The 24791-nt window shown below is 72.9% G+C and carries 25 protein-coding genes; 10 read left to right on the forward strand and 15 right to left on the reverse strand.

What is annotated here, in order from left to right; translation table 11 throughout:
• Positions 1-347 precede the first annotated feature (347 nt).
• Positions 348-710, reverse strand: coding sequence for a hypothetical protein (locus ACFXGA_RS10650; protein ID WP_310310641.1), 363 nt, complete (start codon positions 708-710; stop codon positions 348-350).
• 13 nt (positions 711-723) lie between these two features.
• On the reverse strand, positions 724-1047 hold the full coding sequence (locus tag ACFXGA_RS10655; protein ID WP_378086403.1) for a hypothetical protein: 324 nt from the start codon (positions 1045-1047) through the stop codon (positions 724-726).
• A 276-nt stretch (positions 1048-1323) separates the two neighbouring features.
• Between ACFXGA_RS10655 and ACFXGA_RS10660 the strand changes: the two genes are divergently transcribed.
• The 3 genes from ACFXGA_RS10660 (at position 1324) to ACFXGA_RS10670 (ending at position 3949) form a co-directional block, all read left to right on the forward strand.
• A complete protein-coding gene (locus ACFXGA_RS10660) occupies positions 1324-2652 on the forward strand; it encodes a helix-turn-helix domain-containing protein (protein WP_378086501.1) in 1329 nt (442 codons plus the stop codon).
• A gap of 19 nt (positions 2653-2671) precedes the next feature.
• Positions 2672-3562 (forward strand): aminoglycoside phosphotransferase family protein, encoded by an 891-nt coding sequence (locus ACFXGA_RS10665; RefSeq protein WP_378086405.1) that lies wholly within the window; start codon positions 2672-2674, stop codon positions 3560-3562.
• Positions 3563-3628: 66 nt separating this feature from the next.
• Positions 3629-3949 carry a hypothetical protein gene (locus ACFXGA_RS10670; RefSeq protein ID WP_378086407.1) on the forward strand — a complete coding sequence of 107 codons (321 nt, stop codon included), beginning with the start codon at positions 3629-3631 and terminating at the stop codon, positions 3947-3949.
• Positions 3950-3995: 46 nt separating this feature from the next.
• Here ACFXGA_RS10670 and ACFXGA_RS10675 read toward each other — a convergent pair whose 3' ends face one another.
• From ACFXGA_RS10675 to ACFXGA_RS10710, 8 genes are all read right to left on the reverse strand, one after another.
• Positions 3996-4790, reverse strand: a complete 795-nt coding sequence (locus ACFXGA_RS10675; protein ID WP_378086409.1) for an NAD(P)H-binding protein — start codon at positions 4788-4790, stop codon at positions 3996-3998.
• 80 nt (positions 4791-4870) lie between these two features.
• Positions 4871-5653: a hypothetical protein gene (locus ACFXGA_RS10680; RefSeq protein WP_378086410.1), complete on the reverse strand. Its 783-nt coding sequence runs from the start codon at positions 5651-5653 to the stop codon at positions 4871-4873.
• A 31-nt stretch (positions 5654-5684) separates the two neighbouring features.
• A complete protein-coding gene (locus ACFXGA_RS10685; RefSeq protein ID WP_378086412.1) occupies positions 5685-6515 on the reverse strand; it encodes a CHAP domain-containing protein in 831 nt (276 codons plus the stop codon).
• A 32-nt stretch (positions 6516-6547) separates the two neighbouring features.
• Entirely contained in the window at positions 6548-7450 is a 903-nt protein-coding gene (locus tag ACFXGA_RS10690) for a hypothetical protein (RefSeq protein ID WP_378086414.1), read from the reverse strand.
• A 120-nt stretch (positions 7451-7570) separates the two neighbouring features.
• Complete coding sequence (locus ACFXGA_RS10695; RefSeq protein ID WP_378086416.1) at positions 7571-8593, reverse strand: copper resistance D family protein; 1023 nt, start codon at positions 8591-8593, stop codon at positions 7571-7573.
• Positions 8590-9147 (reverse strand): copper resistance protein CopC, encoded by a 558-nt coding sequence (locus ACFXGA_RS10700; protein WP_378086418.1) that lies wholly within the window; start codon positions 9145-9147, stop codon positions 8590-8592. The genes ACFXGA_RS10695 and ACFXGA_RS10700 overlap by 4 nt, the downstream gene beginning before the upstream one ends.
• Positions 9144-9902, reverse strand: coding sequence for a YcnI family protein (locus ACFXGA_RS10705; RefSeq protein WP_378086420.1), 759 nt, complete (start codon positions 9900-9902; stop codon positions 9144-9146). Before ACFXGA_RS10705 ends, ACFXGA_RS10700 begins: the two co-directional genes overlap by 4 nt.
• A gap of 50 nt (positions 9903-9952) precedes the next feature.
• Positions 9953-10477, reverse strand: a complete 525-nt coding sequence (locus tag ACFXGA_RS10710; RefSeq protein WP_378086422.1) for a hypothetical protein — start codon at positions 10475-10477, stop codon at positions 9953-9955.
• A gap of 92 nt (positions 10478-10569) precedes the next feature.
• On the opposite strand from ACFXGA_RS10710, the gene ACFXGA_RS10715 reads away from it, so the two are divergent.
• Positions 10570-12237, forward strand: a complete 1668-nt coding sequence (locus tag ACFXGA_RS10715) for a BCCT family transporter (RefSeq protein WP_378086424.1) — start codon at positions 10570-10572, stop codon at positions 12235-12237.
• Here the strand turns inward: ACFXGA_RS10715 and ACFXGA_RS10720 are convergent.
• Complete coding sequence (locus ACFXGA_RS10720) at positions 12218-12649, reverse strand: DUF6474 family protein (RefSeq protein ID WP_378086426.1); 432 nt, start codon at positions 12647-12649, stop codon at positions 12218-12220. The two genes, ACFXGA_RS10715 and ACFXGA_RS10720, sit on opposite strands and share 20 nt — an antisense overlap.
• A 106-nt stretch (positions 12650-12755) precedes the next feature.
• Between ACFXGA_RS10720 and ACFXGA_RS10725 the strand changes: the two genes are divergently transcribed.
• A complete protein-coding gene (locus tag ACFXGA_RS10725; protein WP_378086427.1) occupies positions 12756-14390 on the forward strand; it encodes a TM0106 family RecB-like putative nuclease in 1635 nt (544 codons plus the stop codon).
• 93 nt (positions 14391-14483) lie between these two features.
• On the opposite strand, the gene ACFXGA_RS10730 is transcribed toward ACFXGA_RS10725, so the two are convergent.
• The gene (locus ACFXGA_RS10730; protein ID WP_378086429.1) at positions 14484-15236 is read right to left on the reverse strand and encodes an SDR family NAD(P)-dependent oxidoreductase; all 753 of its coding nucleotides are present in this window, start codon (positions 15234-15236) and stop codon (positions 14484-14486) included.
• Between the two features lie 280 nt (positions 15237-15516).
• On the opposite strand from ACFXGA_RS10730, the gene ACFXGA_RS10735 reads away from it, so the two are divergent.
• Both ACFXGA_RS10735 and ACFXGA_RS10740 read left to right on the forward strand, forming a co-directional pair.
• Complete coding sequence (locus tag ACFXGA_RS10735) at positions 15517-16815, forward strand: UDP-glucose dehydrogenase family protein (protein WP_378086431.1); 1299 nt, start codon at positions 15517-15519, stop codon at positions 16813-16815.
• 74 nt (positions 16816-16889) lie between these two features.
• Positions 16890-18686: a gamma-glutamyltransferase family protein gene (locus ACFXGA_RS10740; RefSeq protein ID WP_378086433.1), complete on the forward strand. Its 1797-nt coding sequence runs from the start codon at positions 16890-16892 to the stop codon at positions 18684-18686.
• A 112-nt stretch (positions 18687-18798) separates the two neighbouring features.
• On the opposite strand, the gene ACFXGA_RS10745 is transcribed toward ACFXGA_RS10740, so the two are convergent.
• Positions 18799-19068 carry a hypothetical protein gene (locus tag ACFXGA_RS10745; RefSeq protein WP_378086435.1) on the reverse strand — a complete coding sequence of 90 codons (270 nt, stop codon included), beginning with the start codon at positions 19066-19068 and terminating at the stop codon, positions 18799-18801.
• Positions 19069-19240: 172 nt separating this feature from the next.
• Between ACFXGA_RS10745 and ACFXGA_RS10750 the strand changes: the two genes are divergently transcribed.
• Positions 19241-20140, forward strand: coding sequence for a sensor histidine kinase (locus tag ACFXGA_RS10750; RefSeq protein WP_378086437.1), 900 nt, complete (start codon positions 19241-19243; stop codon positions 20138-20140).
• A complete protein-coding gene (locus tag ACFXGA_RS10755; RefSeq protein ID WP_378086503.1) occupies positions 20037-20696 on the forward strand; it encodes a response regulator in 660 nt (219 codons plus the stop codon). Before ACFXGA_RS10750 ends, ACFXGA_RS10755 begins: the two co-directional genes overlap by 104 nt.
• A 143-nt stretch (positions 20697-20839) precedes the next feature.
• Here the strand turns inward: ACFXGA_RS10755 and ACFXGA_RS10760 are convergent, their stop codons facing one another.
• Positions 20840-21214, reverse strand: a complete 375-nt coding sequence (locus ACFXGA_RS10760; RefSeq protein ID WP_378086439.1) for a hypothetical protein — start codon at positions 21212-21214, stop codon at positions 20840-20842.
• A 364-nt stretch (positions 21215-21578) separates the two neighbouring features.
• On the opposite strand from ACFXGA_RS10760, the gene ACFXGA_RS10765 reads away from it, so the two are divergent.
• Positions 21579-22856: a hypothetical protein gene (locus ACFXGA_RS10765; protein ID WP_378086441.1), complete on the forward strand. Its 1278-nt coding sequence runs from the start codon at positions 21579-21581 to the stop codon at positions 22854-22856.
• Here the strand turns inward: ACFXGA_RS10765 and ACFXGA_RS10770 are convergent.
• Positions 22853-24790: an acyltransferase family protein gene (locus ACFXGA_RS10770; RefSeq protein WP_378086505.1), complete on the reverse strand. Its 1938-nt coding sequence runs from the start codon at positions 24788-24790 to the stop codon at positions 22853-22855. The two genes, ACFXGA_RS10765 and ACFXGA_RS10770, sit on opposite strands and share 4 nt — an antisense overlap.
• Position 24791: the final 1 nt, after the last annotated feature.

Consider the following 24791-nt stretch of genomic DNA (forward strand, 5'->3'; position numbering starts at 1 on the left):
GGGGTTGGGGGGGGGGTCTGGGGCGCCCCGCTCTACCCGTCGTTGTGTGCGGTGCCGGGGGGTGTGGCACTCCGGTCGCGGCGGGCCGCCCCCCCTGCCCCGGGGGGGGGGGGGGAAAGGGGGCCCCGAGGTGGTGCCCGCGGACCGGTGTCGGTCGGGGAGGGAAGGTGTGCACAACACCGGCCCGCGGATGACTGTGTGCAGTTGTCGTGCCCTGCCGTTCGTGAAGTTTCAGCCGGCCGGCGATCCGTTCGTCGCGGTCGGGGGTTCGCACGTCCCGGACCGCCGGCCAGTAGGCGGGTGCTCGACCTGGTCGCGTCGGGGGAACGACAGGTCGGGGCCGCCCGTTAGTGGGCTCGAGCAACCACTCCCCGGCGCGACCGGGTGACAGGAGGCGTCACCGGCGCCGATCGGAGGTGTCGAGCCGGGCGCGGGGCCAACCCGCCCGCGACCAGGTGCTCGTACGCGGCGCGCCACACCGAGCAGGGGCTCTTCTGCTGCCGCCACCGACCGGAGCACTCGGGGCAGTTGCCCTTCTCGTCCGGTTCGTGCGCGGCGAGCAGCGCCCGCCACCCCTCGGTCAGCCGAGGGAGCTCGGAACGTGCCACCGACAGGAGGGACGGGGCGTCGGCCTCGTTGGCCAACTCCGTGAGCAGGTCCAACCGCTCCCACACCGCGTTGCGAAGAACTTGTCCGAGGATCTCGTCCACCGAAACGTCACCGTCACCTTTCCGCCTGCTCGGCGGCTTCGCGTAGCGCGGCCCTGAGCTGTACGAGTTGGTCGGCCGAGAGGACCGCCGTCTCACCGGGCGGACCGACCAGGACCACGCGGCCCCGGTCGACCATCACGGTGAGGCAGCGCTCCCGGTCGACCACGTCGCTGCAGCGGATGCGCCACCAGCGACGGTGCCCGGTCGTGCCGCGCCATCCGGAACCGAGGTCGGTCGGCTCCTGGACGGACTCCGGAGCGGCCGGAGGGGGGACCGTGGCGACGGCAGGCGCTGTCGGGCCACCCGAGGTGGTCACCGCCCGCTCGATCAGGTCCACAGCCAGGTTCCTCTCCGTGCTCGCTCGCTTACCGGAACTTAGATTGCGATGATTCAACCCGGATCGGGACGTCACAGCGCTGGCCGGTGGCCGTTCCACGGTAAGCGGTCAGCGGAGTTCGGCAGGGCCGATCAGCCTCGCCGATCGGCACTTCTCGCAGTCGGGGGAGTGCCCCTACTCTGCCGTTGACGCCCAAAGGACTGTGAGGGGGCGCAATTGAACACCATCGGTTCGCCGAGTTCTCCTGTTACACCAGACGTCTGGGACCAGCAGGAGATGCGCGACGCCCTGGCCCGACGCGAGATCAGCGCGGTGTACCGCCTGCTCCGGCGGCACGGCGTCTCGCAGCGCCAGATCGCGGCGTTGACGGGCCAGTCGCAGTCCGAAGTCTCGGAGATCCTCAAGGGACGCCAGGTCATGGCCTACGACGTCCTCGCGCGGATCGCCCAGGGCTTGGGTGTGCCCAGGGGGTACATGGGCCTCGCCTACGACGAGGCCACGGCAGTGAGGGTGGCCGCCACGGCGGAGTCACCCCATTCTGAGGAGGACGAGTCGGTGAAGCGAAGGAAGTTCCTCGCGCACGCCGCCGCCATCACCGTCGGCGCGGCCGTGTTCGGTACGGACTCCGGGTCTTGGGCTTCATCGCCCGCGCAGACTCCGGCCCCCGGCCGGATCGGCATGACCGACGTCCGCCAGGTCGAGGCGGCCACCAGGGCGTTGCGCACCCTGGACTACCAGTACGGCGGCGGCTCGTGCCGCGACGCGGTGGTCGCCCAGCTCTCCTGGGGCCAGCAGATGCTCGGCGCCAACGCGACCGACCTGGTCAAGGAGCGCCTCTACGTCGCGCTCGCCGACCTGCACAACCTGGCCGGCTGGACCTCGTTCGACACGGGCCTGTACGACTCGGCCCGCAACCACTTCGGCCAGGCCCTCGGCCTCGCGAAGCAGGGCCGCAAGGAAGAGCTGGTGGCCAACATCCTGTACCGGATGGGCCGCGTCTACCTGCACCAGAACGCGCCGGACGACGCGTTGAAGGTGTTCCAGCTCGGCCAGCTGGCCGCGCAGAACTCCGGCTCGGAACTCGCCGTCGGCATCCTCTGCGCCAACGAGGCGTGGGCCTACGCCAAGATGGGCTCCGACGACCAGGCGTTGAAGCTGCTCGGCCGGGCGCGCGACGAGTTCGCCCGCGCCAACATCGGCGAGGCGCCCGCCTGGGCGAAGTTCTTCGACGCGAACGACCTGTCCGCGATGATCGGCACCGTGCACACGGAGCTGGCGCAGACCGTGGACACGAAGTACACCCGCACCGCGGTGCCCGCCCTGACCAAGGCGATCGGCGGCTACGGCGAGGACATGACCCGCAGCCGGTCGTTCAACCTCACCTCGCTGTCGATCAACCACCTGCTCGACGGCGACATCGACCACGGCGCCCGCCTGGGCCGCCAGGCGATCGAGCTGTCCGAGGGCCTGAAGTCGGTCCGCACGAAGGACCGGATGAAGCCGCTGCAGAAGGAAGCCGAGAAGCGCCGCAACAACCCCGACGCCCGTGAGCTGGCCGAACGCCTCGCCAAGTTCACCGGCAGCGGCTCCGACAGCGCGGCCTGACCGGCGGGTGTCGGGGTCGGTGGACGGCAGGTTCACCTCGGCCGCGTTGACCGCCGTGCTCGAACGGCTGTGCGCCGACCTGGGGCTCGCGCACCGCGACGCGCGGCTCGTGAAGTTCACCAGCAACGCCGTGTTCGACCTGCCCGGCGACCGGGTGGTGGTGCGGATCGTCGGTTCGATGAACCTGCGGCACCGGGCCCGGAAGGTGGTCGAGGTCGCGCGCTGGCTCGCCTCGCACGACGTGCCCGCCGTGCGGCTGGTCGAGGACGTGCCGCAGCCGTTGGAGGTGGGCGACCACCTGGCCACCCTGTGGCACACGGTGCCCTCCGGCGGCCGGCCCGTCGACGGCCGTGACCTGGGGCGGGTGCTGCGGCAGGTGCACGCGCTGCCCGTGCCGGAGTTCGACCTGCCGCGCTGGGCGCCGCTGGACGACGTGCGCCGGCGCATCGCCGACGCCGAGGAGCTGTCCGGGCCGGACCGCCGGTTCCTGGAGGACCGGTGCGCCGAGGCCGACGCCCGCCTGGCCGAGCTGCGGACCGTGCTGCCGCAGGGCGTGCTGCACGGCGACGCGCACCTGGGCAACCTGATCCCCAGTCCCGACGGGCCGGTGATCTGCGACTTCGACTCGACCAGCGTCGGGCCGCGCGAGTGGGACCTGAGCACCCTGCCGGTCGGCGTCGCCCGCTTCGGTCACCCGGACGAGTGGTACCGGCAGCTCGCCGACGAGTACGGGTTCGACGTGGTCCAGTGGTCGGGCTTCCCGGTGCTGCGCGAGGTCAGGGAGCTGAAGCTGACCACGAGCGTGCTGCCGATCATGCGCAGCCACCCCGGTGTGCGCGACGAGCTGCGCAGCCGGCTGAAGGCGTTGCGCGCGGGCGACACGACGACCCGCTGGGCCCCTTACCGCTGACCGCGGGGGCGTGGGGAAACAGATCCGTAACACTCGGCGGGCGTCCGACGACTCAGGCAACGACGGATGCGCGACGGGGTCGGCGAGGTGTGCGTGGTCGGGAATCTGCCGGTGGTGCGGCGACGGCGGGTGAAGCGCGCCCTGCGAGCCGCCCGCATGCTGGACGAGGTCGTGGACACCCAGTTGCCGCTGCTCGCGTCGTTCGACGAGCAACGCCGCCGCCGTTCGGCGAACTACCTGGCCGAACTGGTGAAGCTCGCGCAGGACTACCGGTACTTCGCCAACGGCTGGATCGACGCCAAGGAGCTCGAACGGCGTGGTCAGGACGCGATGGCGGCGTTGACCCGGCTCCGCGAGGACCCTTCCGCGCGACTGGTCACCGACTAGGGCGTCCGGAGCAGTTCGTCGCACCGAACGGACCACTCGCCGACGCCTACCCGCGCCAGGCGCCCGCGTCCCACGCCCGGGTGACGTAGTCGCGGAAGCGCGTCGGCTCCCGCCCGGCGACCCGGGCGACGACGTCGGTCGGCTCGCCGTCGCCCAGCGCGTCCCACGCCCGGATCTGCCGCTCGGCCGTCTCGGCGGGCACGACCGCGCGGTAGTCGTCGGCCGTGCCCCGGTACTCGACCCGGCGGCCGGTCACCTCCCCGATCACGGCCAGGGCCTGCCGGAACGACAACGCCTCCGGCCCGGTGACCTCGTACACCCGGCCTTCGTGCCCGTCCCCGGTCAGGGCGGCGACGGCCACGGCCGCGATGTCGTCGGCGTCCACGAAGGTCTGCGCCTTCTCGCCGAGCGGCACCACCAGCTCGCCCGCGAGCACCGACGGGCGGAAGAACCCCTCGTCGAAGTTCTGGTTGAACCAGTCCGGCCGCAGCACGGTCCACCCGACCCCGGACCCGCGCACCAGCCGTTCGGCGGCGAGCAGCCGCTCGTCGCGCATCTCCACCACGCCGCGGGAGGACAGCAGGACGAACCGCCGCACACCCCGCGCCACGGCCTCGCCCACGAACGCCGGGTCGATCGGCAGCTCGTGCGGCGCCATCAGGTACACCCGCTCGACGCCGGTCAGCGCGGCCGGCCACGTGCCGGGGTCGGTCCAGTCGAAGCGCACGTCGCCGCGGCGGGACGCCCGGCGCACGGCGTGGCCCAGGTCGGCGAGCCGCGCGGCGACCCGGCGGCCGGTCGAACCGGTGGCTCCCAGGACGAGGATCGGTGCATCAGCCATGGGTGCACCCCAGCACAGGGGTCCGACAATCCGGGGGCGGTGGCTGGGGCACCGCCGGCCACCGCCCCGCGGATCACCCGTCAGGGGTTGCGCCCCGCCGGGAGGCGGAGGCAGGGGTAGAACGTGTGGGCGAAGTTGTCGTTCCTGTTCGACTTGGTCACCCGGCCGCCGACCTCGACCCGGGCGCAGTACCACTCGCCGGTGTCCGGGCTGCCCTTGCGCTTCAGCGCGCTGCCGTGCACGTCGATCCGGACGTTGCTGTTGGACTCGCGGAAGTCGTTGTCGACCTTGGCGAAGTCGCTCTTGCGGCCCAGCACCGACGACTCGCCGCAGTTGATCGTCGTGCCGACGTAGGCCGCCCACGGCGGACCTCCGACGCTCAGCGACAACCCGCTCGCGCTGCACTGGTTGCCGTTGAGCCACCGCTGCTCGAACGACGCGCCGCTCAGCTTGACCGCCTTGCGGCCCGACCCGGAGCAGCGGGACCACGCCGACACGGTGACCTGCGGCGACACGATCGTGGTCCGGTTGAGCGAGGGGTAGGTCTTCGCCGGCTTGTCGGGTCGGGGGCGCAGCGGCGGGGCCCAGACGTACTCGTAGGCGATCGTGCCCTGGATCCTGGTCTTGACGCAGGTGGTGCCGCCCAGGCCCGGCACGCGCTCCCAGTGCGTCTGGTCGATCTTCGCGCTCGCCTTGACCCTGCGGAGCGGCTCCTTGGCCGCGACGGGCACGGGGGTGGCGGTGGCGCCGTCGGCGCCGGCCCGGTCGTCGGGGGCGAGGCCGACGAGCGCGCCGAGCGCGACGGCCAGGGCGAGCGCCGCGCCCAGGGCGCGCCCGGTCCGGGAGGTCGTGGTGGACGTCATGGTGGGTCTCCGTGGGTGAGGTGGTCGGGGGTCAGCCGATGACGCCGTAGGCGGTGGCCACCTGGGACTCGTGCAGGATCACCGGGCCCTCGGGCTCGACCTGCCCGGGCTTGGTGTCCTCGGCCTTCTTCGGCTGGGTCTTCTTCGTGTCGCTCTTCTTGGAGTCCGTCTTCTTGCCGTCGCTCTTCTTGCCGTCGCTCTTCTTGGTGTCGGTCTTCTTGGTGTCGGATTTGGCGTCGGTCTTCTTGGTGGCCTTCTTCTTCTCGACGGGCGAGGCGTAACCGGTCACCTGGGACTTCTTCGGGTCGATCGTCACCTTGCGGATCTTGTCGCCGCTGTTGCCCGAGATCACGGTGATCTTGCCGGTCTTCTTGTCGACGGCCGTGACGATGCCGACGTGGTCGTTGCCGGAGTTCTTGTCGTTGAGGCGGTAGGTGACCGCGTCACCGGGCTTGACGTTCTTCACGCCCGCCCCGGCCTTCCACGTGTTGTTCTTCAGGCCGTAATCCTTGAAGCTCTTCGCCATCGAGTTGACGCCGTCGGTCTTGGCCCCGCTCTTGCCCCAGACGTACTTCGTGAAGTCGGCGCACCAGGCCTGGCACCGGCCGTCCGGGCTATAGGCGTTGCAGTTGACGCCGGTTTCCTTGTTGCGGCTGCTGTTCATCTCCTTCTCGGCGGTTTCCACGATCTTGCGCCGGGTTTCGTCGTCGGCCTGCTGCGACGTGGACTTCTTGGCGGCGACGAGTTCCACTTCGACCGCGGTGCCGCGGTCGGTGGACATCCCCAACAACGCCACGCCGATCACCGCGGCGGCGAGGACGACGATTCGGGCGGCGGCTTTTCCGGGCAGGGTGAATCGCATGAGGAATTGCTCCTTCGGAGGTGTTGGGTTGTTCAGCGACCGGCGGGCAGGATCGTGAAGGGGCCGTCGGCGTCGGGCCCGACGAGGATCGGCGTCGGGAAGTCGGGGCGCGCCCCGTCCGTCACCGCGTCCGAGTCCGGGCACGGGACGGGGTTCAGGTCGTGGTCCAGGGGGACGAGGTAGGTCTCCGGGGCGGTCGGCTCGTACGGCGTCCCGTACACCTCAGGGGTTCCGTACACCTCGGGGGTCTCGTCCACCGGCGTCCCGTACACCTCGGGCGTCTCGGGAACCCGCGTCTCGTGCACCTCGGGGCTCGCGGTCGGCGGGGTCGGGTCGTCCGGGGTCGGCTCCGGCTCCGGGTTCGGCTCGACCGGTTCGACCGGCTCCTCGGCCTGTTCCGGTTCGCGGGAGCGGTCCGCCAGCACCTCGAACACGGGCTGCGGCGTCACGGGCTGCGGCGTCGCGGGGCGGGGGCTCTGCGGCTGCGGGGCGGGCACCGGTGCCTGGTCGACCGGCTGCAGGTCAGCGGCCGGTTCGTCGGCGGTGACCGACTCGGCGGGCGGCTCCTCGGCGATCGGCTCCTGGGCGGTCGGCTCCTCGGTGGCCTGCTCCTGGTCGGCCGGCTCGTCGGCGGGCGGCTCGTCGGCGGGCGTCGGCTCGGCCGGCTCGGGTTCGGACGGGGTCGTCGGCTGGGCCGGGTCATCGGCCGGGTCCCCTGCCGGGTCTTCAGCCGGGTCCTCGACCAGGTCCGCGGGTGCTCGCGACACGGGCGGCTCGGCGATGGCCGCGTCCCCGCCCTGCTGGTGGCCGAGCAGGAACGCCGCCACCACCGTCAGCGCGAACGCGGCGAACAGCAGCAGCGCCTTCGTGGGGTGCTCCCGGTCCCGCGCCGGGGTGGCGAGGCGGTGGCGACCGGTGCTCTGTCGGCGTGGCATCTCCTGGCCCCTTCTCGTCGGATTCGCTCGCCACGAGGCAATCCGTTCGACCGGGGCCGGACAAGCGGAAGGGGTGTGCGGGACAGTCCCGCACACCCCTTTTCGACGACGCGTCGCGGGTCAGGCGACCGGCGCGCGGGAGAGCACGACGGCCAACCCGAAAGCGATGCCCATGACGGCCAGTTCCACGGCGGCCCAGCCCACGATCGCCGTCGCCTTGTGCTGGGCGATGTGGGGCAGCAACCGCCACCGGATGTTCGCGCCGAGCACCGCGAGCAGGGCGGCGCACACGACCTTGCCGACCAGCACCAGCCCGTACGACGTGGTGAACAACGAACCGGGCAGGCCGACGACCGGGTTCAACGCGAGTTCCAGCACGCCGTTGAACAATCCCGTGACGGACACCAGCGCCAAGGCGACCGTGGCGAGTTTCGAGAACTTCGGCAGCGCGTCGGCGAGCAGACCGCGCCGGTGCGCGACCAGCACCACCAGCGCGGCCAATCCGCCCGTCCACGCCGCCGCGCCCAACACGTGCAACTCCATCGAGATCATGGAGTAGTCGTGGTACTTCCAGTTCGACGCGTGACCGGTGACGGGCAGGGGCAGCAAACCGAACATCGCGATCAGGATGCGCAATTCCGCCGGCACCGATTCACCGCGGCGCACGGCCATGATGCCGATCCACAGGTACACCAGCGCGCAGACCGCGCTGAACAGCAATCCCTGACCGGCCCCCACGCGCTGGACGTAATCCACGACCATGGGCATGGTCAATTCCGCGTCCGGACGCGTTTCGTACGCCCGGAGCACGATCGACAACAACGCGGTGAAAGCCCACACGGCCGCGGCGACCACGGCGGCCGGCCGGGCGATCCGCAGCACCGGCTCGGTGAGCGCCGGTCGGGTGAACCCGAGCAGCTTGGGAAGCAGCGAGAGCCCCACGACGATCGTCGCCGCCACGTCCAGCAGGGTCCGCACCAGCGGTTGCGCGAACCGGGCCACCACCCCGGCCTCGGCCACGCCCACCGCGGCGGGCGCGGTGGACAGGCCGAGGCCCAACAGCACGCCGACGACCCCGCCCGCCAGCAGGCCGCCCACGACCCAGTACCGGCCGGCGGCGGTGATGGTCCGGTTCGCGGTCATCGCCCGCCGTTCTCCTTGGCGTCGCCCGAGCCGCCGCGCACCGCGAAGAACGCGCCACCGGCCAGCAGCACGGCGGCGGCCGCGATCCACACCCAGATGGGCACGCCGGACCCGGACGACGACGAGCCCGCGTCCGGGTCGGCCGGGGCCGCCGGCGCGGGCGTGCCGTCACCCGCCTTGGTGAGGGTGAACTTGAGCGACCCCGTCACCGGGTGCCCGTCCGCGGACAGAACCCGGTAGCCGACGGTGTACTCGGCGGCCGGCCCCAGCGGCCGGATCGGGAAGACGACGCTGTTGTTCTTGACCGTCGGCTCGCCCTCCGCTTCCCAGCGCGTGCCCTCGGGGCCGGTGACGGTGATCGTGTTGAACTTCTCGCCGGCCTGCACGGGCTGGTCGAAGGTCAACGTGACCGTCGCCGGCCCGGTCTCCAGCGAGGACCCGTCCTTCGGGTCGCTGCTGATCAGCACGTTGTGCGCGGACGCGGGCGCGGCCGTGGCCAGCGCGAGCCCGCCCGCGAGCAAGCCGGTCAGCAGCAGCGAGACGACGCGCCTCATGCCGTCGGCTTGCCCGCGCGGCGGGACCGCAGCACGGCGCCCGCACCCAACCCGAGGCCCAGCGCGCCGACCACGAGGCCCGCGCCGCCCAGCCAGCGGGCCGTGTCGTCGGTCGCGCCGGCCGCGGCGTCGTCGTGCCCGTCGTCCGCGACCGCGGTGGCCGTGGCGTCGCCGTGGTCGTCGTCGCCGCTCTTCGCGACGAGCTTCAGCACGGGCGCGGGGCGCTCGGGCTCCTCGCCGCCCTCGGCGGGCGGCGGGGCGTTCCAGTCCACGACCTCGCCGCTGTCGTAGGTCTGCTTGGTGGGCAGGACGAGCTTGTCGGTGTTGTCCGGCAGCGGCCCGATGGACAGGTCGAACTCGTTGAACTGACCGGGCTCGATGCGGGTGCCCGGGTCGGCGGTCCAGGTGACCGTGCGCACCGCCTCGGTGACCTCGCGGCCGTGGCTCTTGACCGGCGTGGCCAGCCTCTCCTTGACCGCCTCGACCTTCCAGCCGGGCGTCGGCCTGGTGCTGACCGAGGCCAGCGGGTACTCGGCGGGCAGGGTCAGCTCCAGCTTCACCGTGCCCGCGTCGGGCCGCTCGTTGGGCACGCGCAGCGTGACCTTGGTGTACCCGCCCTGCACGGCGTTGCCGGGGGTGGACGCGGTGACGTGCGCGGACGCCAGGCCCGCGGTGGTCAGGCAGAGGAACGCGGCGGTCGCGAGCACGGCGCCGCCCTTGGCGAGCGTGCGCGCGCCAAATCGATGTGTCGACATGAAGTTGTGGCTCCTGAGACCAGAGGACGTGTGTTGGGGGACTCGGGTGGTCAGGAACCGGGTGGACCGCGGCGGCCGTGCACCCGCCGCCGCAGCACGTCGACCAGCGTGTTCGCCGACGACGCGGGCGTGAGCGCCCACCACTCGCCGACCGGGGCGGGCGGCGCGGGCGGCGGCGGCAGGAGCCGGGTGACGGCGGTGGCCAGCGCGTGCAGCACGGCGTCGGCACGGGCCAGCAGCAGTCCGGTGAGCAGGGCGGCGACCACGTGCGCGGCCGTCATCGCGGTCGGGCCGAACCCGAGGCCGGGGCGCTCGGCGGCGTGGTGGCCGAGGTTGAGCAGCGCGTGCTGCCCGACCTGGGCGACGCCCAGCGCGGCCAGGATCGTCCAGGGGCGGCGTCCGCGCTCGGCGAGCGCCGTGCCCGCGAACGCGACGAGCACGGTCAGCGGCAGCGCGGGCGCGAACTCGGTGACCGAACCGCCCGCCGCGCCGTGCGCGGCCACGCTCAGTGCCGCCGAGGTGACGGCCAGCAGCGCGGCCCGCGCGAGGCGGGTCGGAGCGGGCCGGCTGGTCACACCCCAGAGCGTAGGAGGTCGCACGACGGTGGCGTGAGCCCCTACGGCCGTCCTGGGGTTTCCCCTACGCCGAACGGGGGTATCGGGTACCCGTGACGCACGAGAGCAAACCCGTCCACGAACCCCTGCCCGGTGATCCGAGGGCGGATCGGCCAGGGCGCACGGACCGAGCGGTCTTCGGCGTCGCCGCCGTCGTCACACTGGCGTTCGTCGCGTGGGGCATCTTCGGCACGGCCTCGCTGGCCGGCGCGTCGAAAGCGGCCCTGACCTGGGTCATCGCCAACCTGGGCTGGGCGTTCGTGCTCAGCGCGTCGGGCTTCGTGCTGTTCGCCCTCTGGCTCGCGACGAGCCGCTACGGCCGCATCCCCCTCGGCCGCGACGACGAGCAGCCGGAGTTCCGCACGGTCTCGTGGGTGGCGATGATGTTCAGCGCGGGCATGGGCATCGGCCTGATGTTCTACGGGGTGAACGAGCCGCTCACGCACTTCGTGCAGCCGCCGCCGGGCACCGTGGAGGGCGGCACGGACCAGGCGTTGCAGACCGCGATGGCCACCACCCTGTTCCACTGGACGCTGCACCCGTGGGCGATCTACGCGGTGGTGGGCCTGGCCATCGCCTACGGCAGCTTCCGCCGCGGCCGCAGCCAGCTGATCAGCGCGGCGTTCGCGCCGCTGCTCGGGCGGCGCCGGGCGGCGGGACCGGCCGGCCGGGCGATCGACGTGCTGGCGATCTTCGCGACGCTGTTCGGGTCGGCCACCTCGCTCGGCCTGGGCGCGTTGCAGATCGGCAGCGGCCTGCGGGTCGCGGGCTGGCTCGGCGACGTCGGCAACGGCGTGCTGGTCGGCGTCATCGCCGTGCTGACCGCGGCGTTCGTCGCGTCGGCGGTGTCCGGCGTGGCCAAGGGCATCCAGTGGCTGTCCAACGTCAACATGGTGCTGGCCGTGGTGCTGGCCGCGTTCGTGTTCGTGGTCGGGCCGACGGTGTTCGTGCTGAACCTCGTGCCGACCGCGATCGGCGACTACTTCCGCGACCTGGCCGACATGGCGGGCCGGACCGCCGCGTCCGGCGGGGACGCGACGCAGACGTGGCTGTCCGGCTGGACGATCTTCTACTGGGCGTGGTGGATCTCCTGGACGCCGTTCGTCGGCATGTTCATCGCCCGCATCAGCCGGGGCCGCACGATCCGGCAGTTCGTGGCCGGCGTCATCGGCGTGCCGAGCCTGGTCAGCCTGGTGTGGTTCTGCGTGTTCGGCGGCACGGCGATCTTCGTGCAGCGCCACCGCGCGGACCTCGCGGGCGCGTCGTCGCCGGAGGGCCAGCTGTTCGGGCTGCTCGACCAGTTCCCGCTCGCCACCGTCGCCGGGATCGTGGTGATGGTGCTGGTGGCGATCTTCTTCGTGTCCGGCGCGGACGCCGCGTCCGTGGTGATGGGCACGCTGTCGCAGCGCGGCTCGATCCGGCCGGGCCGGGGCGTGGTGGTGTTCTGGGGCGTGCTCACGGGCCTGGTCGCGGCGGTGATGCTGCTGGTCGGCGGGTCGAGCGGGCTGACCGGCCTGCAGAACCTGACCATCATCGCCGCGCTGCCGTTCCTGGTCGTCATGGTCGGCTTGTGCGTGTCGCTGGCCCGTGACCTGCGCAGCGACCCGCTGATCCGGCGGGAGGAGCGGGTCGCCGAGGTCATGGAGGAGGTCACCGCCCAGATGGGGCCGGAGGAGACCGCCTACCGGGCGGTGGAGCAGCTCACACGCCGAGGCGTTTGAGCAGGTCGGCCTCCATCGCGTCGAGGTCGGCCGAGATCGCGCGGTGCGCCGCCCGGCGCCGCGGCGCGGGCATCCGCTCCGAGGCCCGCACGGCGGCCAGCAGTTGCGCGAGCCGCTTCTCGACGCCCTCGACGTAGGCCGCGTCGGAGCCGCGGAGCTGGTCCAGCGCCTCGCCGAAGCCGACGATCCGGGCGTGCAGGCGCGCGCCCTTGCCCGAGTACCGGGTGAGCTGGTCCACCGGCACGCCCAACCGGGACGCCCGGAAGTGGTCGTAGCGGTCGCTCAGCAACGCGGCGGCCCGCGCCGCCACCGGCGCCACCACCGGGATCAACGCCGGCGCCAGCACCTTGGCCACGCCCACGAGGTTCTTCGCCCTGCCGGGGGTGAACCCCTTGCCCTTCGCCCGTGCCACGGCCGCACCTCCTCACCCCAGACCCTAGAGCCGTCCGGGCAAAAGATCGACTCGACTCCGCGAGGTTGCCGGCACGACGACGCGCCCGGCGTCATACGCTGCACCGGTGACTTCCCAGGTGCAGCTCGACGCCGGTGTGGTCACTCGTTGCCGGCGGCGGGTGCACCTCGAACACGATCCCACCATGCGCGACGTGCCGACACTGCCGCCGGACCCCACCGGTCAGCAGCGCAAGGCCGACGCCGAGGACCACCGGCGCGCGGTCGCCGCGGCGCTGGGCCGCGTCGTCGGGTCCGACCTGTTGGAGATCCCGCAGGACGTGCCCTCGGCCGACCGGGAGCGCGTGACCGCCGAGGCCATGCAGGCCGGCGTGCCGTTCATCTGGGGCGCCGCCCTGCCGCGCGACCCGCTGGGCGGGCGCCGCGGCGGCATCGACCTGCTGGTGAAGGAGAAGACCGGGTACGTGCCGGTGCTCGTGGTCCGGCACAAGGTCAGCGACCCCGGCCACGGCGCGCGCACGTCGCCGCTGTCCCACCCGCTGCCGGGCGGCGCGCGGGTGGACCCGCTGCGCAAGGTCCGGCCCCAGCCGCGCGACCAGCTCCGGCTGGCCCACGCGCAGCGGCAGCTGCAGGCGTCCGGCTTCGCCGCGCGCGGCCGCGCCACCGGCGGTGTCATCGGCATGGACGCCGACGTCGTCGTGTGGCACGACCTGGAGGCGCCGACGTGGCCCGCCGGGCGCACCGCGCTCGCCGAGTACGACAACCGCTTCTCCGACCGGCTCGCGGTGGCCACCGCCGCCGCCACCGGCGCCGACCCGTTGGCCCGCCCGTCCCGGATCGTGGAGTGCCGCAGCTGCCCGTGGTGGCCGGTGTGCGAGGCCGACCTGAAGGCCGCCCGGGACGTCAGCCTGGTGGTGCGCGGCGAGGACGCCGTGGCGCTGCGCAAGGCCGGTGTGACCACGGTCGACGAGCTGGCCGCGCTGGACCCGGCCGAGCAGCTCGTCCCGCTGGTCGGCATGCTGCACTCGGACGCGGTCGTGCTGGCCCGCGCGTGGCTGCGCGACCTGACCGTGGTGCGCCGCGTGTCCCGCATGGAGGTGCCGCGCGCCGACGTCGAGGTCGACGTGGACATGGAGAGCTTCGGCGACCTCGGCGCGTACATGTGGGGCTGCTGGCTGTCCGGGCAGGACGTCGGCGAGGAGCCCGGCTACCGGGCGTTCGCCACGTGGGACCCGCTGCCGTGCGCGGACGAGGCCCGGTCGTTCGCCGAGTTTTGGGGCTGGCTCACCGGCATCCGGCTGCGGGCCCGGGCGCGCGGGCTGTCGTTCAAGGCGTACTGCTACAACGAGTTGGCGGAGAACCGCTGGCTGCTCGGCTCGGCCGAGCGGTTCAAGGGGCAGCCCGGCATCCCGACCGTGGCGCAGGTGCGGGAGTTCATCACGTCCGACTCGTGGGTGGACCTGTTCGGCATCGTGCAGGACCAGTTCCTGTGCGCCCACGGCAAGGGCCTGAAGACCATCGCGCCGGTCGCCGGGTTCCGCTGGCGGGACCCGGAGGCGGGCGGCGAGAACTCGATGCGCTGGTACCGCGACGCCGTGGGCATGGACGGCAGGCCGCCGGACCCCGCCCAGCGCCGCCGGCTGCTGGAGTACAACGAGGACGACGTCCGCGCCACCCACACCCTGCGGCTGTGGATGACGTCGGACGCCATGGACGACCTGCCGTTCGCCGGGGACCTCTAGCCCGGCCCGGCCGAGGGGCGCGACGGCGCGGGTCTGCCCCCACCGGCCGGGCACGGCCGTGGCCACCCTGGTCGAGGACTGCGACCGGTAGCGCTACCTGGGCTGCATCCGCAGCGCGCCGTCCATGCGGATGACCTCGCCGTTCAGGTAGTCGTGCTCCACGATCGACACGGCCAGCCGCGCGTACTCCTCCGGCTGCGCCAGCCGCTTCGGGAACGGCACGCCCGCCGCCAGGCCCGCCCGGAACTCCTCCGACACGGTCGCGAGCATCGGCGTGTCCACGATGCCCGGCGCGATCGTCATCACCCGCACCCCGACCGACGACAGGTCACGCGCCGCGGGCAGCGTCATCCCGACCACCGCGGCCTTCGACGCCGCGTAGGCCACCTGCCCGATCTGCCCGTCGAACGCCGCGATCGACGCGGTGTTGATCACCACGCCGCGCTGGCCGTGCTCCAGCGGCTCGGTCTTGCCCATCGCGGCCGCGGCCAGCCGCAGCACGTTGAACGTGCCGACCAGGTTGACGTCGACGACCTTCCGGTACAGGTCGAGCGGGTGCGGGCCGGACTTGCCCACCGTCCGCGCCGACGGGCCGATGCCCGCGCAGTTCACCACGACCCGCAGCGGCGAGCCGGAGCCGGCGGCCGTGTCGACGGCGGCCTGGACGTCCTCCTCCGAGGTGACGTCCGCCGCCAGGTACGTGACGCCCTCCACGTCCGGGGCGTGGTCGGTCGAGAGGTCCAGCGCGAACACCGCCGCACCCCGTGCCGCCAGCGCACGCGCGGTCGCGAGGCCCAGACCGGACGCGCCGCCGGTGACGATCGCCGCGGTACCCGAGATCTCCATGCTTCCTCCTGTCCTGGGACCAGGAGGTTAACGGTCGTTCAGCCCCCGGCGCGCGGAGAAGTGGAGCAATGCGACCAACGGCACGGCCGCCAGCAGCGCCAGCCCCGCGAAGAGCAGCGAGATGAGGACGAGTTCCATACCCACGACCTTGCCCTTGTCCAGGCGAAACCGCGTCCGCCGCGAGGGGTGTTTCCCCGTACCCCCAGGGGACTACCCACCTCACTCTCCGCATACGCCTGGTGTTTGACCCACGGCCAACTTCGGCTGTCACCGTCGTGCCATGTTCGTCCGGCGGATCGCGGTCGTGGGAACGGGTTACGTGGGCCTGACGACGGGGGCGTGCCTGGCCTCCCTCGGGCATCGGGTCGTGTGCGCCGACGTGGACGCGCTGAAGGTGGCCCGGCTGCGCGCCGGGCAGGTCGACATCCTGGAGCCCGGTCTCGCGGACCTGGTCGTGGAGGGCCGGTCCGCAGGCCGGCTCGAGTTCGTGGAGGGCGCGCGGCACGCCGTCGCCGACGCCGAGGTGGTGTTCCTGTGCCTGCCGACGCCCATGGGCGCGGGCGGCGCGGCCGACCTCGCCGCCATCGAGGCGGTGGCCGCCGAGATCCGCGACGTGCTGCCCCGCGACGCGGTGGTGGTGTGCAAGTCCACCGTCCCGGTCGGCACGTCGACCAGGGTCGCGGCGCTGCTCGGGCGCGACGACGTGGCGGTGGTCTCGAACCCCGAGTTCCTGCGCGAGGGCAGCGCGGTCCGCGACTTCCTGCACCCCGACCGGATCGTGGTCGGCGCCGGCTCGCCGCGCGCCGCCGAACGCGTCGCCGCGCTGTTCACCCGGCTCGGCGCGCCCACCGTGCTGATGGACGCGGCCAGCGCCGAGATGGTCAAGTACGCCGCCAACTGCTTCCTGGCCATGAAGCTGTCCTACGTCAACGCGGTCGCCGAGCTGTGCGAGCTGGTCGGCGCCGACGTCACCTCCGTCACCGAGGGCATGGGCCACGACAAGCGCATCGGCCAGTCGTTCCTCCAGCCCGGACCCGGCTGGGGCGGGTCGTGCCTGCCCAAGGACACGCACGCCATGGTCCGCATCGCCGACGCCGTCGGCGTGGACTTCTCGCTGGTCAGGGCCACCATCGAGACGAACGCGCGGCAGCAGCGGCGGGTCGTGGACAAGCTGCGGCGCGCCATCGGGCCGCTGGCGGGCGCCCGCGTGGGCGTGCTGGGGCTCGCGTTCAAGGCGGGCACCAACGACCTGCGCGACTCGCCCGCCCTGGCGGTGGCCGAGCTGCTCGCGTTCGAGGGCGCGGAGCTGGTGGCCCACGACCCCGGGATCGACCGGCCGCTGGCGGGCATGACCGTGGTGGACTCGCCGTACGCGGCGGTGCGCGACGCGGACGCGGTGGTGCTGCTGACCGAGTGGCCGGAGTTCCGCGCGCTCGACTGGGGCCTGGTGGCGTCCGCGATGGCCGGTTCGACGGTGCTGGACACCCGCAACCACCTCGACCCGGACGCGGTGGCGCGGGCCGGCCTCGTGCTCCACGGCCTGGGCCGCGACCTGCGCGTCCCGGACCAGGCGAGGTGAGGTTCAGCGGATCTTCAGGAGACATCTCGTTAGCCGGGGTAACAAAACCGGGTCGCGGGACGTAGGTTGACGGGGTGTTCACCACCCGACCTGAGCTGGCCGGCACGCACGGCATGGTGGCCTCCACGCACTGGCTCGCGTCCACCGCGGGCATGGCCGTCCTGGAGGACGGCGGCAACGCCTTCGACGCCGCGGTCGCCGTCGGCTTCGTGCTGCAGGTGGTGGAGCCGCACCTCAACGGGCCCGGCGGCGAGGTCCCCGTGGTGTTCGCCGCGGCGGGCGAGACCGCGCCGCGCGTGCTGTGCGGCCAGGGCGTCGCGCCCGCCGGCGCCACCATCGGGCACTACCGCGGGCTCGGGCTCGACCTGGTGCCCGGCAGCGGGTTGCTGGCCGCCACCGTGCCGGGCGCGTGGGACGGCTGGCTGACGCTGCTGCGCGACTACGGCACCAAGTCGCTGCGCGACGTGCTCGGCTACGCGATCGGGTACGCGCGCGACGGGTTCCCGCTGCTGGAGCGGGTGTCGTTCACCATCTCGACGGTCGCCGACCTGTTCCGCGACCACTGGACGTCGTCGGCGGCGCTGTGGCTGCCGGGCGGCAAGCCGCCCGCCGCCGGGACGCGCTTCCGCAACCCCCGGCTCGCCGACACCTGGGAGTGGCTGCTGGCCGCCGGCGAGGCGGCGGGCGCCGACCGCGAGGCGCAGATCGACGCGGCGCGGCGGGCGTGGTCGCAGGGTTTCGTGGCGGCGCAGGTGGACGAGTTCGCCCGGATCGCGCACCGCGACGACTCCGGCGCCGACCACGCCGGGGTGCTCACCGGCGAGGACATGGCGTCGTGGGAGGCGGGCTACGAGGACGCCGTGTCGGTGGACTTCGGGCCGTGGACCGTGGTGAAGCCCGGGGCGTGGACCCAGGGACCGGTGCTGCTGCAGCAGTTGCTGCTGCTGGAGGGCTTCGCCGACCGGCTCTCCTACGTGGACGGCGTGCCGACGGCGGAGACGGTGCACCTCGCGGTGGAGGCGGCGAAGCTCGCGTTCGCCGACCGGGAGGCGTGGTACGGCGACACCGGCGACGTGCCGCTCGACCTGCTCCTGTCCCGGGACTACGCGGACCGGCGGCGGCGACTCGTCGGCGACCACGCCTCGCTCGACCTGCGGCCCGGCTCGCCCGGCGCGGTCGCGGCCCGGCTGCCCGGCCACGTGCTGCGCGGCCCGCGCCTCGCCGGGCAGGAGGAGGACGGCGGCGCGCTCGGCGAACCCACGGTTTCCCGCACCGGCGCGGTCAAGGGCGACACGGTCCACGTCGACGTGGTGGACCGCTGGGGCAACATCGTGTCGGCCACCCCGTCCGGCGGCTGGCTCCAGTCCTCGCCGACGATCCCCTCGCTGGGGTTCTGCCTCGGCAGCCGGGCGCAGATGTTCTGGCTGGAACCGGACCTGCCGAACTCGCTGGCCCCGGGCAAGCGGCCCCGCATCACGCTGTCCCCGACGCTGGCGCTGCGCGACGGCCTGCCCGCGCTCGGGTTCGGCACGCCCGGCGGCGACCAGCAGGACCAGTGGCAGCTCGGGTTCTGGCTCGCGCACACCGCCGGCGGGATGAACCTCCAGGAGGCCATCGACTCGCCGATGTGGCACACCAACGCGTTCCCCAGCTCGTTCTACCCGCGGTCGTGGACGCCGGGCGAGGTCGTGGTCGAGTCCCGCCTCGGCCGGGCGGCGCTGGACGAGCTGCGCGACCGCGGTCACGCGGTGGTGGACGCGGGCCCGTGGGCGCTGGGCCGGATGTCCGCGGTGTCCCGGGACTCCCGCGACGGCCTGCTGCGCGCCGCCGCCAACGCGCGCGGGGCGCAGGGCTACGCGGTCGGCCGGTAGCCGCCCGCCGGGCCGGGCCGTCGCCGCGAGGTTGGAACGGCCCCGGCCCGAGGGGGAGGGGGTCGGGACCGTTCCGGCTTCTCGGTGAACCTCCCGGCGGACCGGGTCGGGGTCAGCCGCCGAGGAACTCGAGCCGCACGTCCAGCGGCGCGCCCGCGTCCTGGCCCGCGGCGACGGGGCCGAGGACGACCGGCCCGGCCGGGTCGGCGGTGTCCACCCGGACGATGTCGCCGACCGTGGCGACCCGGCCCACTTCGCCCTCGACGTCGGGCGTGGTGTGGGCGCCCACCTCGACCGCCTGCGCGGTGCCGCCGAGGCCGAGCAGGACGGCCGCGCCGCCGAGGGTGACCGCGGCTCCCGCGATGGTCTTCCTGAGGTTCATGGGCGGCAAAGTGTCGCAACCGGGGGTTGCGGTTCAAGCCCGCTCATCCCCCGGAGTGGATTACTTCACCCCCTCAGGTGGGCTGTGGGGCGTGCCGTACGACGGTCGACGTACCGGCGCGAAGCGCCTGCGGACCGACGCCGACCGGCGTGGCCTCCCGTACCGTCGTGCCGTGGCGTGGTTGGCGTGGGTCTGGTTCGCGGCGACGTTCGCGCCGCTGGTCTGGCGCAAGCGCTTCCCCGTCGCCGTGATCGCGGTGACCGGGGTGTCCACCTGGCTGTACTACCTGACCGGCCACTGGGGTCCGCTCATCGTCGCGCCCGCCGTCGCCGTGCTGTCCCTGCGCCGCACCAGGGTCGTCGAGCAGCGGAGCCGCCAGGTGGAAGAGGAACGGCTGCGGATCGCGCGCGAGGTGCACGACGTCGTCGCGCACAGCCTCGCCATGATCAACGTGCAGGCCGGCGTCGCCGCGCACGTCGCCGACCGCCGCCCCGAGGAGGCGGTCAAGGCGCTGCGGGCCATCAAGGAGGCGAGCGGTCGCGCGCTGGACGACCTGCGCGCCACCCTCGGCGTGCTGCGCACCGGCGAGGGCACGACGCCCGCGCCCAGCCTCGACCGGCTGGACGAGCTGGTGCGGCCGGTGCCCGCAGCCCGGGTCGTCGGCACGCCGGGGCCGCTGCCCGCCCCCGTGGACGCCGCCGCGTACCGGGTGGTGCAGGAGGCGCTGACCAACGCGATGCGGTACGCGCCGGACGCGTCCGAGGTCGTCATCTCGTTCGAGCGCACCGAGGACGCGCTGGTCCTCACCGTGGCCGACGACGGTGGCGGCGGCGACCGGCCGCCCCAGGGCGCGGGCTCCGGCATCCGCGGCATGCGGGAACGGGTGGAGGCGCTCGGTGGCACGCTGGACGCGGGGCCGTCGACCCGGGGCTTCACCGTCAGGGCGGTCCTACCGTGGGAGGTTCGTGGTGATCAGGGTGGTGCTGGCCGACGACCAGGCGCTGGTGCGCGCGGGTTTCCGCCTGCTGCTCGACACCGAGGACGGGTTCGAGGTCGTGGGCGAGGCCGGTGACGGCGAGGAGGCCGTCCGGCGGGCGCACGAGCACCGGCCGGACGTCGTGGTGATGGACATCCGGATGCCCGGCGTCGACGGCCTGGCCGCCACCCGGCGGATCTGCGCCGAGCTGCCGGACGTGAAGGTCCTGGTGCTGACGACCTTCAACGTGGACGAGTACGTGTTCGAGGCGCTGCGCGCCGGCGCCTCGGGCTTCCTGCTGAAGGACACCGACCCGGTGGAGCTGCTGCACGCCCTCAAGGTCGTCGCGGAGGGTGAGGCGCTCCTCGCACCGAGTGTCACCCGGAAGGTGATCGAGGAGTTCGCGAGTCGTCCGGAGCACCGGCGTCCCGACCCCCGGGCGCTGCGCGAGCTGACCGCGCGGGAGCGGGAGGTGCTGGCGCTCGTGGCCGCCGGCCTGTCCAACGACGAGATCGCCGCGCACCTGGTGATCAGTCCGGCCACCTCCCGGACCCACGTCAGCCGGGTGATGACCAAACTGGGCGCGCGGGACCGCGCGCAACTCGTCGTGCTCGCCTATGAATCAGGTTTGGTGTCCCCGCGCCGAGGGTGAATATTCATTGTTGGCGCGCGGTCCGAGGCTCCCCGGACGGGTCCCGCGAAAGTTCTGCGAAAAACAACAAATATCACTGACAGTGACGAAAACGCCGAAACCCGCCGCATTGTGTGTGCGGCGGGTGACGTGAACGAAGGGGGCTAGGCGATAGCGCCCGGCGGCAGCTTCAGCTTGAACGGCAGCGTGGTCACGACCGCGAGGTCCGACGCCGTCTTCTTCATCAGCGTCGGCGCGTTGCGCGAGCCGGGCTCCGGCAGGTCCAGGAGCCGGTCCACGGCCTCGACCAGCGGTCCCTCGTAAATCCACACGGCCTGGGCGGCGCGCCGGCTGTCCCGCACGGCCGGCAGCCGGCCCGCGCGGGCCTCGGTCTCCGACCAGAACAAGATCGAGTCGATGAACCCTCTGCGCTGCTTGAACGCCATGATGCGGTCCAGCTGCCCGTCCTCGTCGCGGAGGTGCAGGAACTGGAAGCCGCTTTCGCGCAGCTCGATCACCTTGCTGAGTGCGAGATCCATGACGCACCTACCTCTGTTCTGAGGTCCCCTAGCAGGCACAGGTCGTTCGACCCGGAAATGATCGTACGGCAAGCGGACAAGCCGCCATAGGGACTAGGCCGGCGGGGCGGTCTCAATACGGGGTCGCCCACCTTCCGATTTCGATGCGGATCGCAGGACGCGAACGGTTCGCACTATAAAAGCGAGCCCGCCCGTGGTGACCAGGATCACAGTGGGCCACATACCGGTCCTCCGCCGCATCGGCTCTCCTGTCACCCGGGTAGACGTCCGCCACAGGTGGCGGGTTGCCCGGCGGGCACCGTGCGAATCACCACCTTGCGGTGAACCGCGAACGGGTGACATGGCCGCCAACTACGCTGTCCGCGTGAGCATCGACCCGGCCAAGAACCTCCCGGCGGTGCCCGAGTCGCTGCTCCCCCGCGAGCACGCGCTCTACCGGCCTCGGCACAGCAGCCGCCAGCGCACCGCGCTGACCCTCGCCGTCATCTTCTTCTGCACGCCCGCGATGCTGCTGGTCGTCGGCGTGCGGCCGGCCGAGTTCGAGAACCGCAGGCTCGCCGCGTTCCCGTCGATCACCGACGGCTGGGGCTTCTTCACCGGGCTCAACGCGTGGGCGAGCGACCACGTGCCGCTGCGCGACAAGGCCGTGGCGGTGGCGGACGGCGTCAGCCGCGGCGTGTTCGGCGAGGCGCCGCAGCTCGACCGGTCGCAGGACGAGGTCGGCGTGGTGGTCGCCCCGAAGGACCCGTCCCTCGACCGACCCACCCCGACGGCGTTCGTGGACGCGATCGAGGGCAAGGACGACTGGCTGTTCCTCGGCGACGACGTCGAGGGCGCCTGCGAACCGCTGATCCCGATCGCCGAGGTGCACGCCCGGCTGGCCCGCCTGCGTCGCGCGGTCGAGTCGTCCGGCCGCCGGTTCGTGCTGGTCGTCGCGCCGAACAAGAGCACCATGGTGCCGCAGTACCTGCCGTCGAAGTACTTCGGCAAGGACTGCCACGCCAAGGCGACCGAGGAGTTCTGGAAGGACCTGTCCGCCAAGACGGGCGCGCTGGACCTGCGGTCGCGCATGCACGAGACCGCCAAGCTGAACAACCGGCTGCCCTACCCCAAGTACGACAGCCACTGGACGCACGACGGCAGCCTGGTCATGGCGCGCGTGATCACCGACACGATCGAACCGGGCACCTCGCGCGGCTGGAAGGTCCGGCCCACCAACGTGATCGACCGCGAGGGCGACCTCGCCCCGCTGCTCGGCCGGACCGCGACCGACCCGATCCAGTCCTACGACCTCGCGCCGGACGGCAGCACCGTGCGCAGCCGCGAGATCACCCCCGACCCCAAGCCGCAGCGGTTCACCCAGCCGCCGTCGAAGGGCGTGGTCGACGCCAAGGTCGGTCTGCTCGGCGACTCGTTCTCCTACTACGCCGGGCAGTACCTGGTCGCCTGCTTCACCGACCTCACGATGGTCCACGTCGAACGCCTCTCCGGCAACGCCCGCGAGGTCGCGCGCGCACTCGCCGCCACCGACGTCGTGGTGCTCGAAGCCGCGGAGCGGCTGCTGGTCAGCGGGCTGGACCCGGTCCTCGAACCGCCGGTCATCGACGTCATCGCCGAGGAGCTGGCCAAGCAGCCGCGCTAACGCCGGCGCCCGTTCTCCCGGGCGTGGTTCTCCAGCAGGGACGCCACGGTGACCACCGGCCCGCTGTCGTCGCGCAACCGCCTGCGCCGGGGCGCGACGTCCTCCGACTCGTCGGCCGGCCAGGCGGCGGGGAGGTGCCGGGTCTCCTCGGCCGGACCGGGCGCCGGGACGGGACGGGCGAGCGGCGGTCGCGGTGCCGGCGGGCCGGGGACCGGGGCGCGGTCGAGGGGGACGTCCCGCGCCGGGGTGCGCGGTGGCTGGGGACGCGGTGCCCCGGATCGGGGTGCCCCGGACCGGGGTGCTTCGGAACGGAGTGGTTCGGGACGGGGCGCTTCGGGTCGGGGTGGTTCGGGGCGGGCCGCCGGGTGGCGCGGCGCGTCGGCACGCGGGGTCTCGGGGCGAGCGGGCTCGGGACGCGGCGGGTGGGGACGCGCGTCGGGTCGCGGGGCCGGCGGGCGCGGGGCGTCGGGTCGGGGCGCGTCGGGACGCGAGGGCTGGCTGCGCGGCGGAGGCGTGCGGGGCACGGGCGGGCCCTGCGGCCGGGTGGCGAAGGGCGGCCGGCGCTGGGGCGGCGGGGTGCGCAGGCGGTTCGACCGGACCCGGGGCAGCACCTCGGTCGGTTCCTCGCGGACGGGTTCCGGCTCGTCGTCCGGCCACTCGGCGTCTTCCGCGTCCTCGGCGGCGTCCTCGGGTTCCTCCACGTCCTCGAAGTCGTCCTCGAAGTCGTCCTCGAGATCGTTGTCGAGGTCGTCGTCGAGGTCCGACTCGGGCTCCGCGGGCTCGGGCACGGGCTTGGGCGCGGGTTTGCGGGCCAGCCGCCGCGCGAGGACGTGGCTCGGCTTCTCCACGTACCGGTAGCTCAGCTCCACCACGCCGAACGTCACCGCGATCGCGATCGGCACCGCGAGCCACAGCGGCACCTGCGGCCGGAGGAGGTCGAGCGCCGTGAACGCCACCAGGCCGTGCAGCAGGTAGATCGAGTAGCTGCGCTCGGACAGCCCCACCCAGATCCGCCGCTCCACGAGCCGCGGCTCGGCGAACATCCCCATCAGGAAGCACAGCACCGCGACCGCCAGCGCCAGGTTGTACGAGGCGTCCAGCCTGCCGAACTTCAGGTGGTCGGCGAGCACGTACAGCGCCCACGCGGCGCCGGCGAACACCCCGCCGAGCCACAGCGGCACGCGCTTGGTCGTCGTCGCCCAGACGATCTGCCCGATCAGCGGGATGGCGAGGTACGACACGTTCACCGCGAACACGAGCCACGACGGGCCGAACTGCCGGTTGGTCATCATCACCACGAAGATGAAGACCAGCTGGACCGAGATCGCGAGCCACGGCGCGCGCCGCATGACCGGCAGCAGCGCCACCAGCAGGACGTAGAAGATGACCTCGACCACGAGCGTCCACGCCACGCCGACCATCACGACCTGCGGCACGATCAGGTAGTTGATCGTCAGGGCGTTGGTGACCACGGTCCACCACGTGATCACGGGCTCGTTGCCGCCGCCGAGCGGCCTCCCGCCGAGCAGGATCACCGCCGCGGTCAGCAGCACCACGAACGTCATCGGCACGTACACGCGCACCAGGCGGTTGAGGCCGAACCCGCGGGCGCCCTGGCGCAGCGCCACCGGCGTCACCACGTACCCGCTGACGAGGAAGAAGAACGGCACCGCGACCTGGCCGATGCCCTGCAACCCCATGTGCATCGGATCGCTGGTGACCGCGTCCACCACGTCGATCACAGGCGTGGGGCCCGCTTCGCGCTTGGCGATCCACTGCTCGGCCAGGTGGCTGTAGAAAACCAGCAGCGCGGCGAGCCCGCGACCGATGTCGATGAACGCGATGCGGGTCTTCTCGGCAGGCTCCCGCCCGCTCAGCGAACTCCGGCCGTCCAGGGGCTCAACCCTTCCACTAACCGCCCGTGCCGCGCGTATG

Source organism: Actinosynnema sp. NPDC059335 (assembly GCF_042752395.1).
GTDB lineage: Bacteria > Actinomycetota > Actinomycetes > Mycobacteriales > Pseudonocardiaceae > Actinosynnema.

What these genes read in the sequence shown, in the direction of transcription:
- ACFXGA_RS10700 (WP_378086418.1), bottom strand. Translation starts at nt 9,147, where the DNA reads ATGAGGCGCGTCGTCTCGCTGCTGCTGACCGGCTTGCTCGCGGGCGGG.
- ACFXGA_RS10730 (WP_378086429.1), bottom strand. Translation starts at nt 15,236, where the DNA reads ATGGAGATCTCGGGTACCGCGGCGATCGTCACCGGCGGCGCGTCCGGT.
- ACFXGA_RS10705 (WP_378086420.1), bottom strand. Translation starts at nt 9,902, where the DNA reads ATGTCGACACATCGATTTGGCGCGCGCACGCTCGCCAAGGGCGGCGCC.
- ACFXGA_RS10680 (WP_378086410.1), bottom strand. Translation starts at nt 5,653, where the DNA reads ATGACGTCCACCACGACCTCCCGGACCGGGCGCGCCCTGGGCGCGGCG.
- ACFXGA_RS10670 (WP_378086407.1), top strand. Translation starts at nt 3,629, where the DNA reads ATGCGCGACGGGGTCGGCGAGGTGTGCGTGGTCGGGAATCTGCCGGTG.
- ACFXGA_RS10675 (WP_378086409.1), bottom strand. Translation starts at nt 4,790, where the DNA reads ATGGCTGATGCACCGATCCTCGTCCTGGGAGCCACCGGTTCGACCGGC.
- ACFXGA_RS10735 (WP_378086431.1), top strand. Translation starts at nt 15,517, where the DNA reads ATGTTCGTCCGGCGGATCGCGGTCGTGGGAACGGGTTACGTGGGCCTG.
- ACFXGA_RS10685 (WP_378086412.1), bottom strand. Translation starts at nt 6,515, where the DNA reads ATGCGATTCACCCTGCCCGGAAAAGCCGCCGCCCGAATCGTCGTCCTC.
- ACFXGA_RS10690 (WP_378086414.1), bottom strand. Translation starts at nt 7,450, where the DNA reads ATGCCACGCCGACAGAGCACCGGTCGCCACCGCCTCGCCACCCCGGCG.
- ACFXGA_RS10745 (WP_378086435.1), bottom strand. Translation starts at nt 19,068, where the DNA reads ATGAACCTCAGGAAGACCATCGCGGGAGCCGCGGTCACCCTCGGCGGC.
- ACFXGA_RS10760 (WP_378086439.1), bottom strand. Translation starts at nt 21,214, where the DNA reads ATGGATCTCGCACTCAGCAAGGTGATCGAGCTGCGCGAAAGCGGCTTC.
- ACFXGA_RS10695 (WP_378086416.1), bottom strand. Translation starts at nt 8,593, where the DNA reads ATGACCGCGAACCGGACCATCACCGCCGCCGGCCGGTACTGGGTCGTG.
- ACFXGA_RS10660 (WP_378086501.1), top strand. Translation starts at nt 1,324, where the DNA reads ATGCGCGACGCCCTGGCCCGACGCGAGATCAGCGCGGTGTACCGCCTG.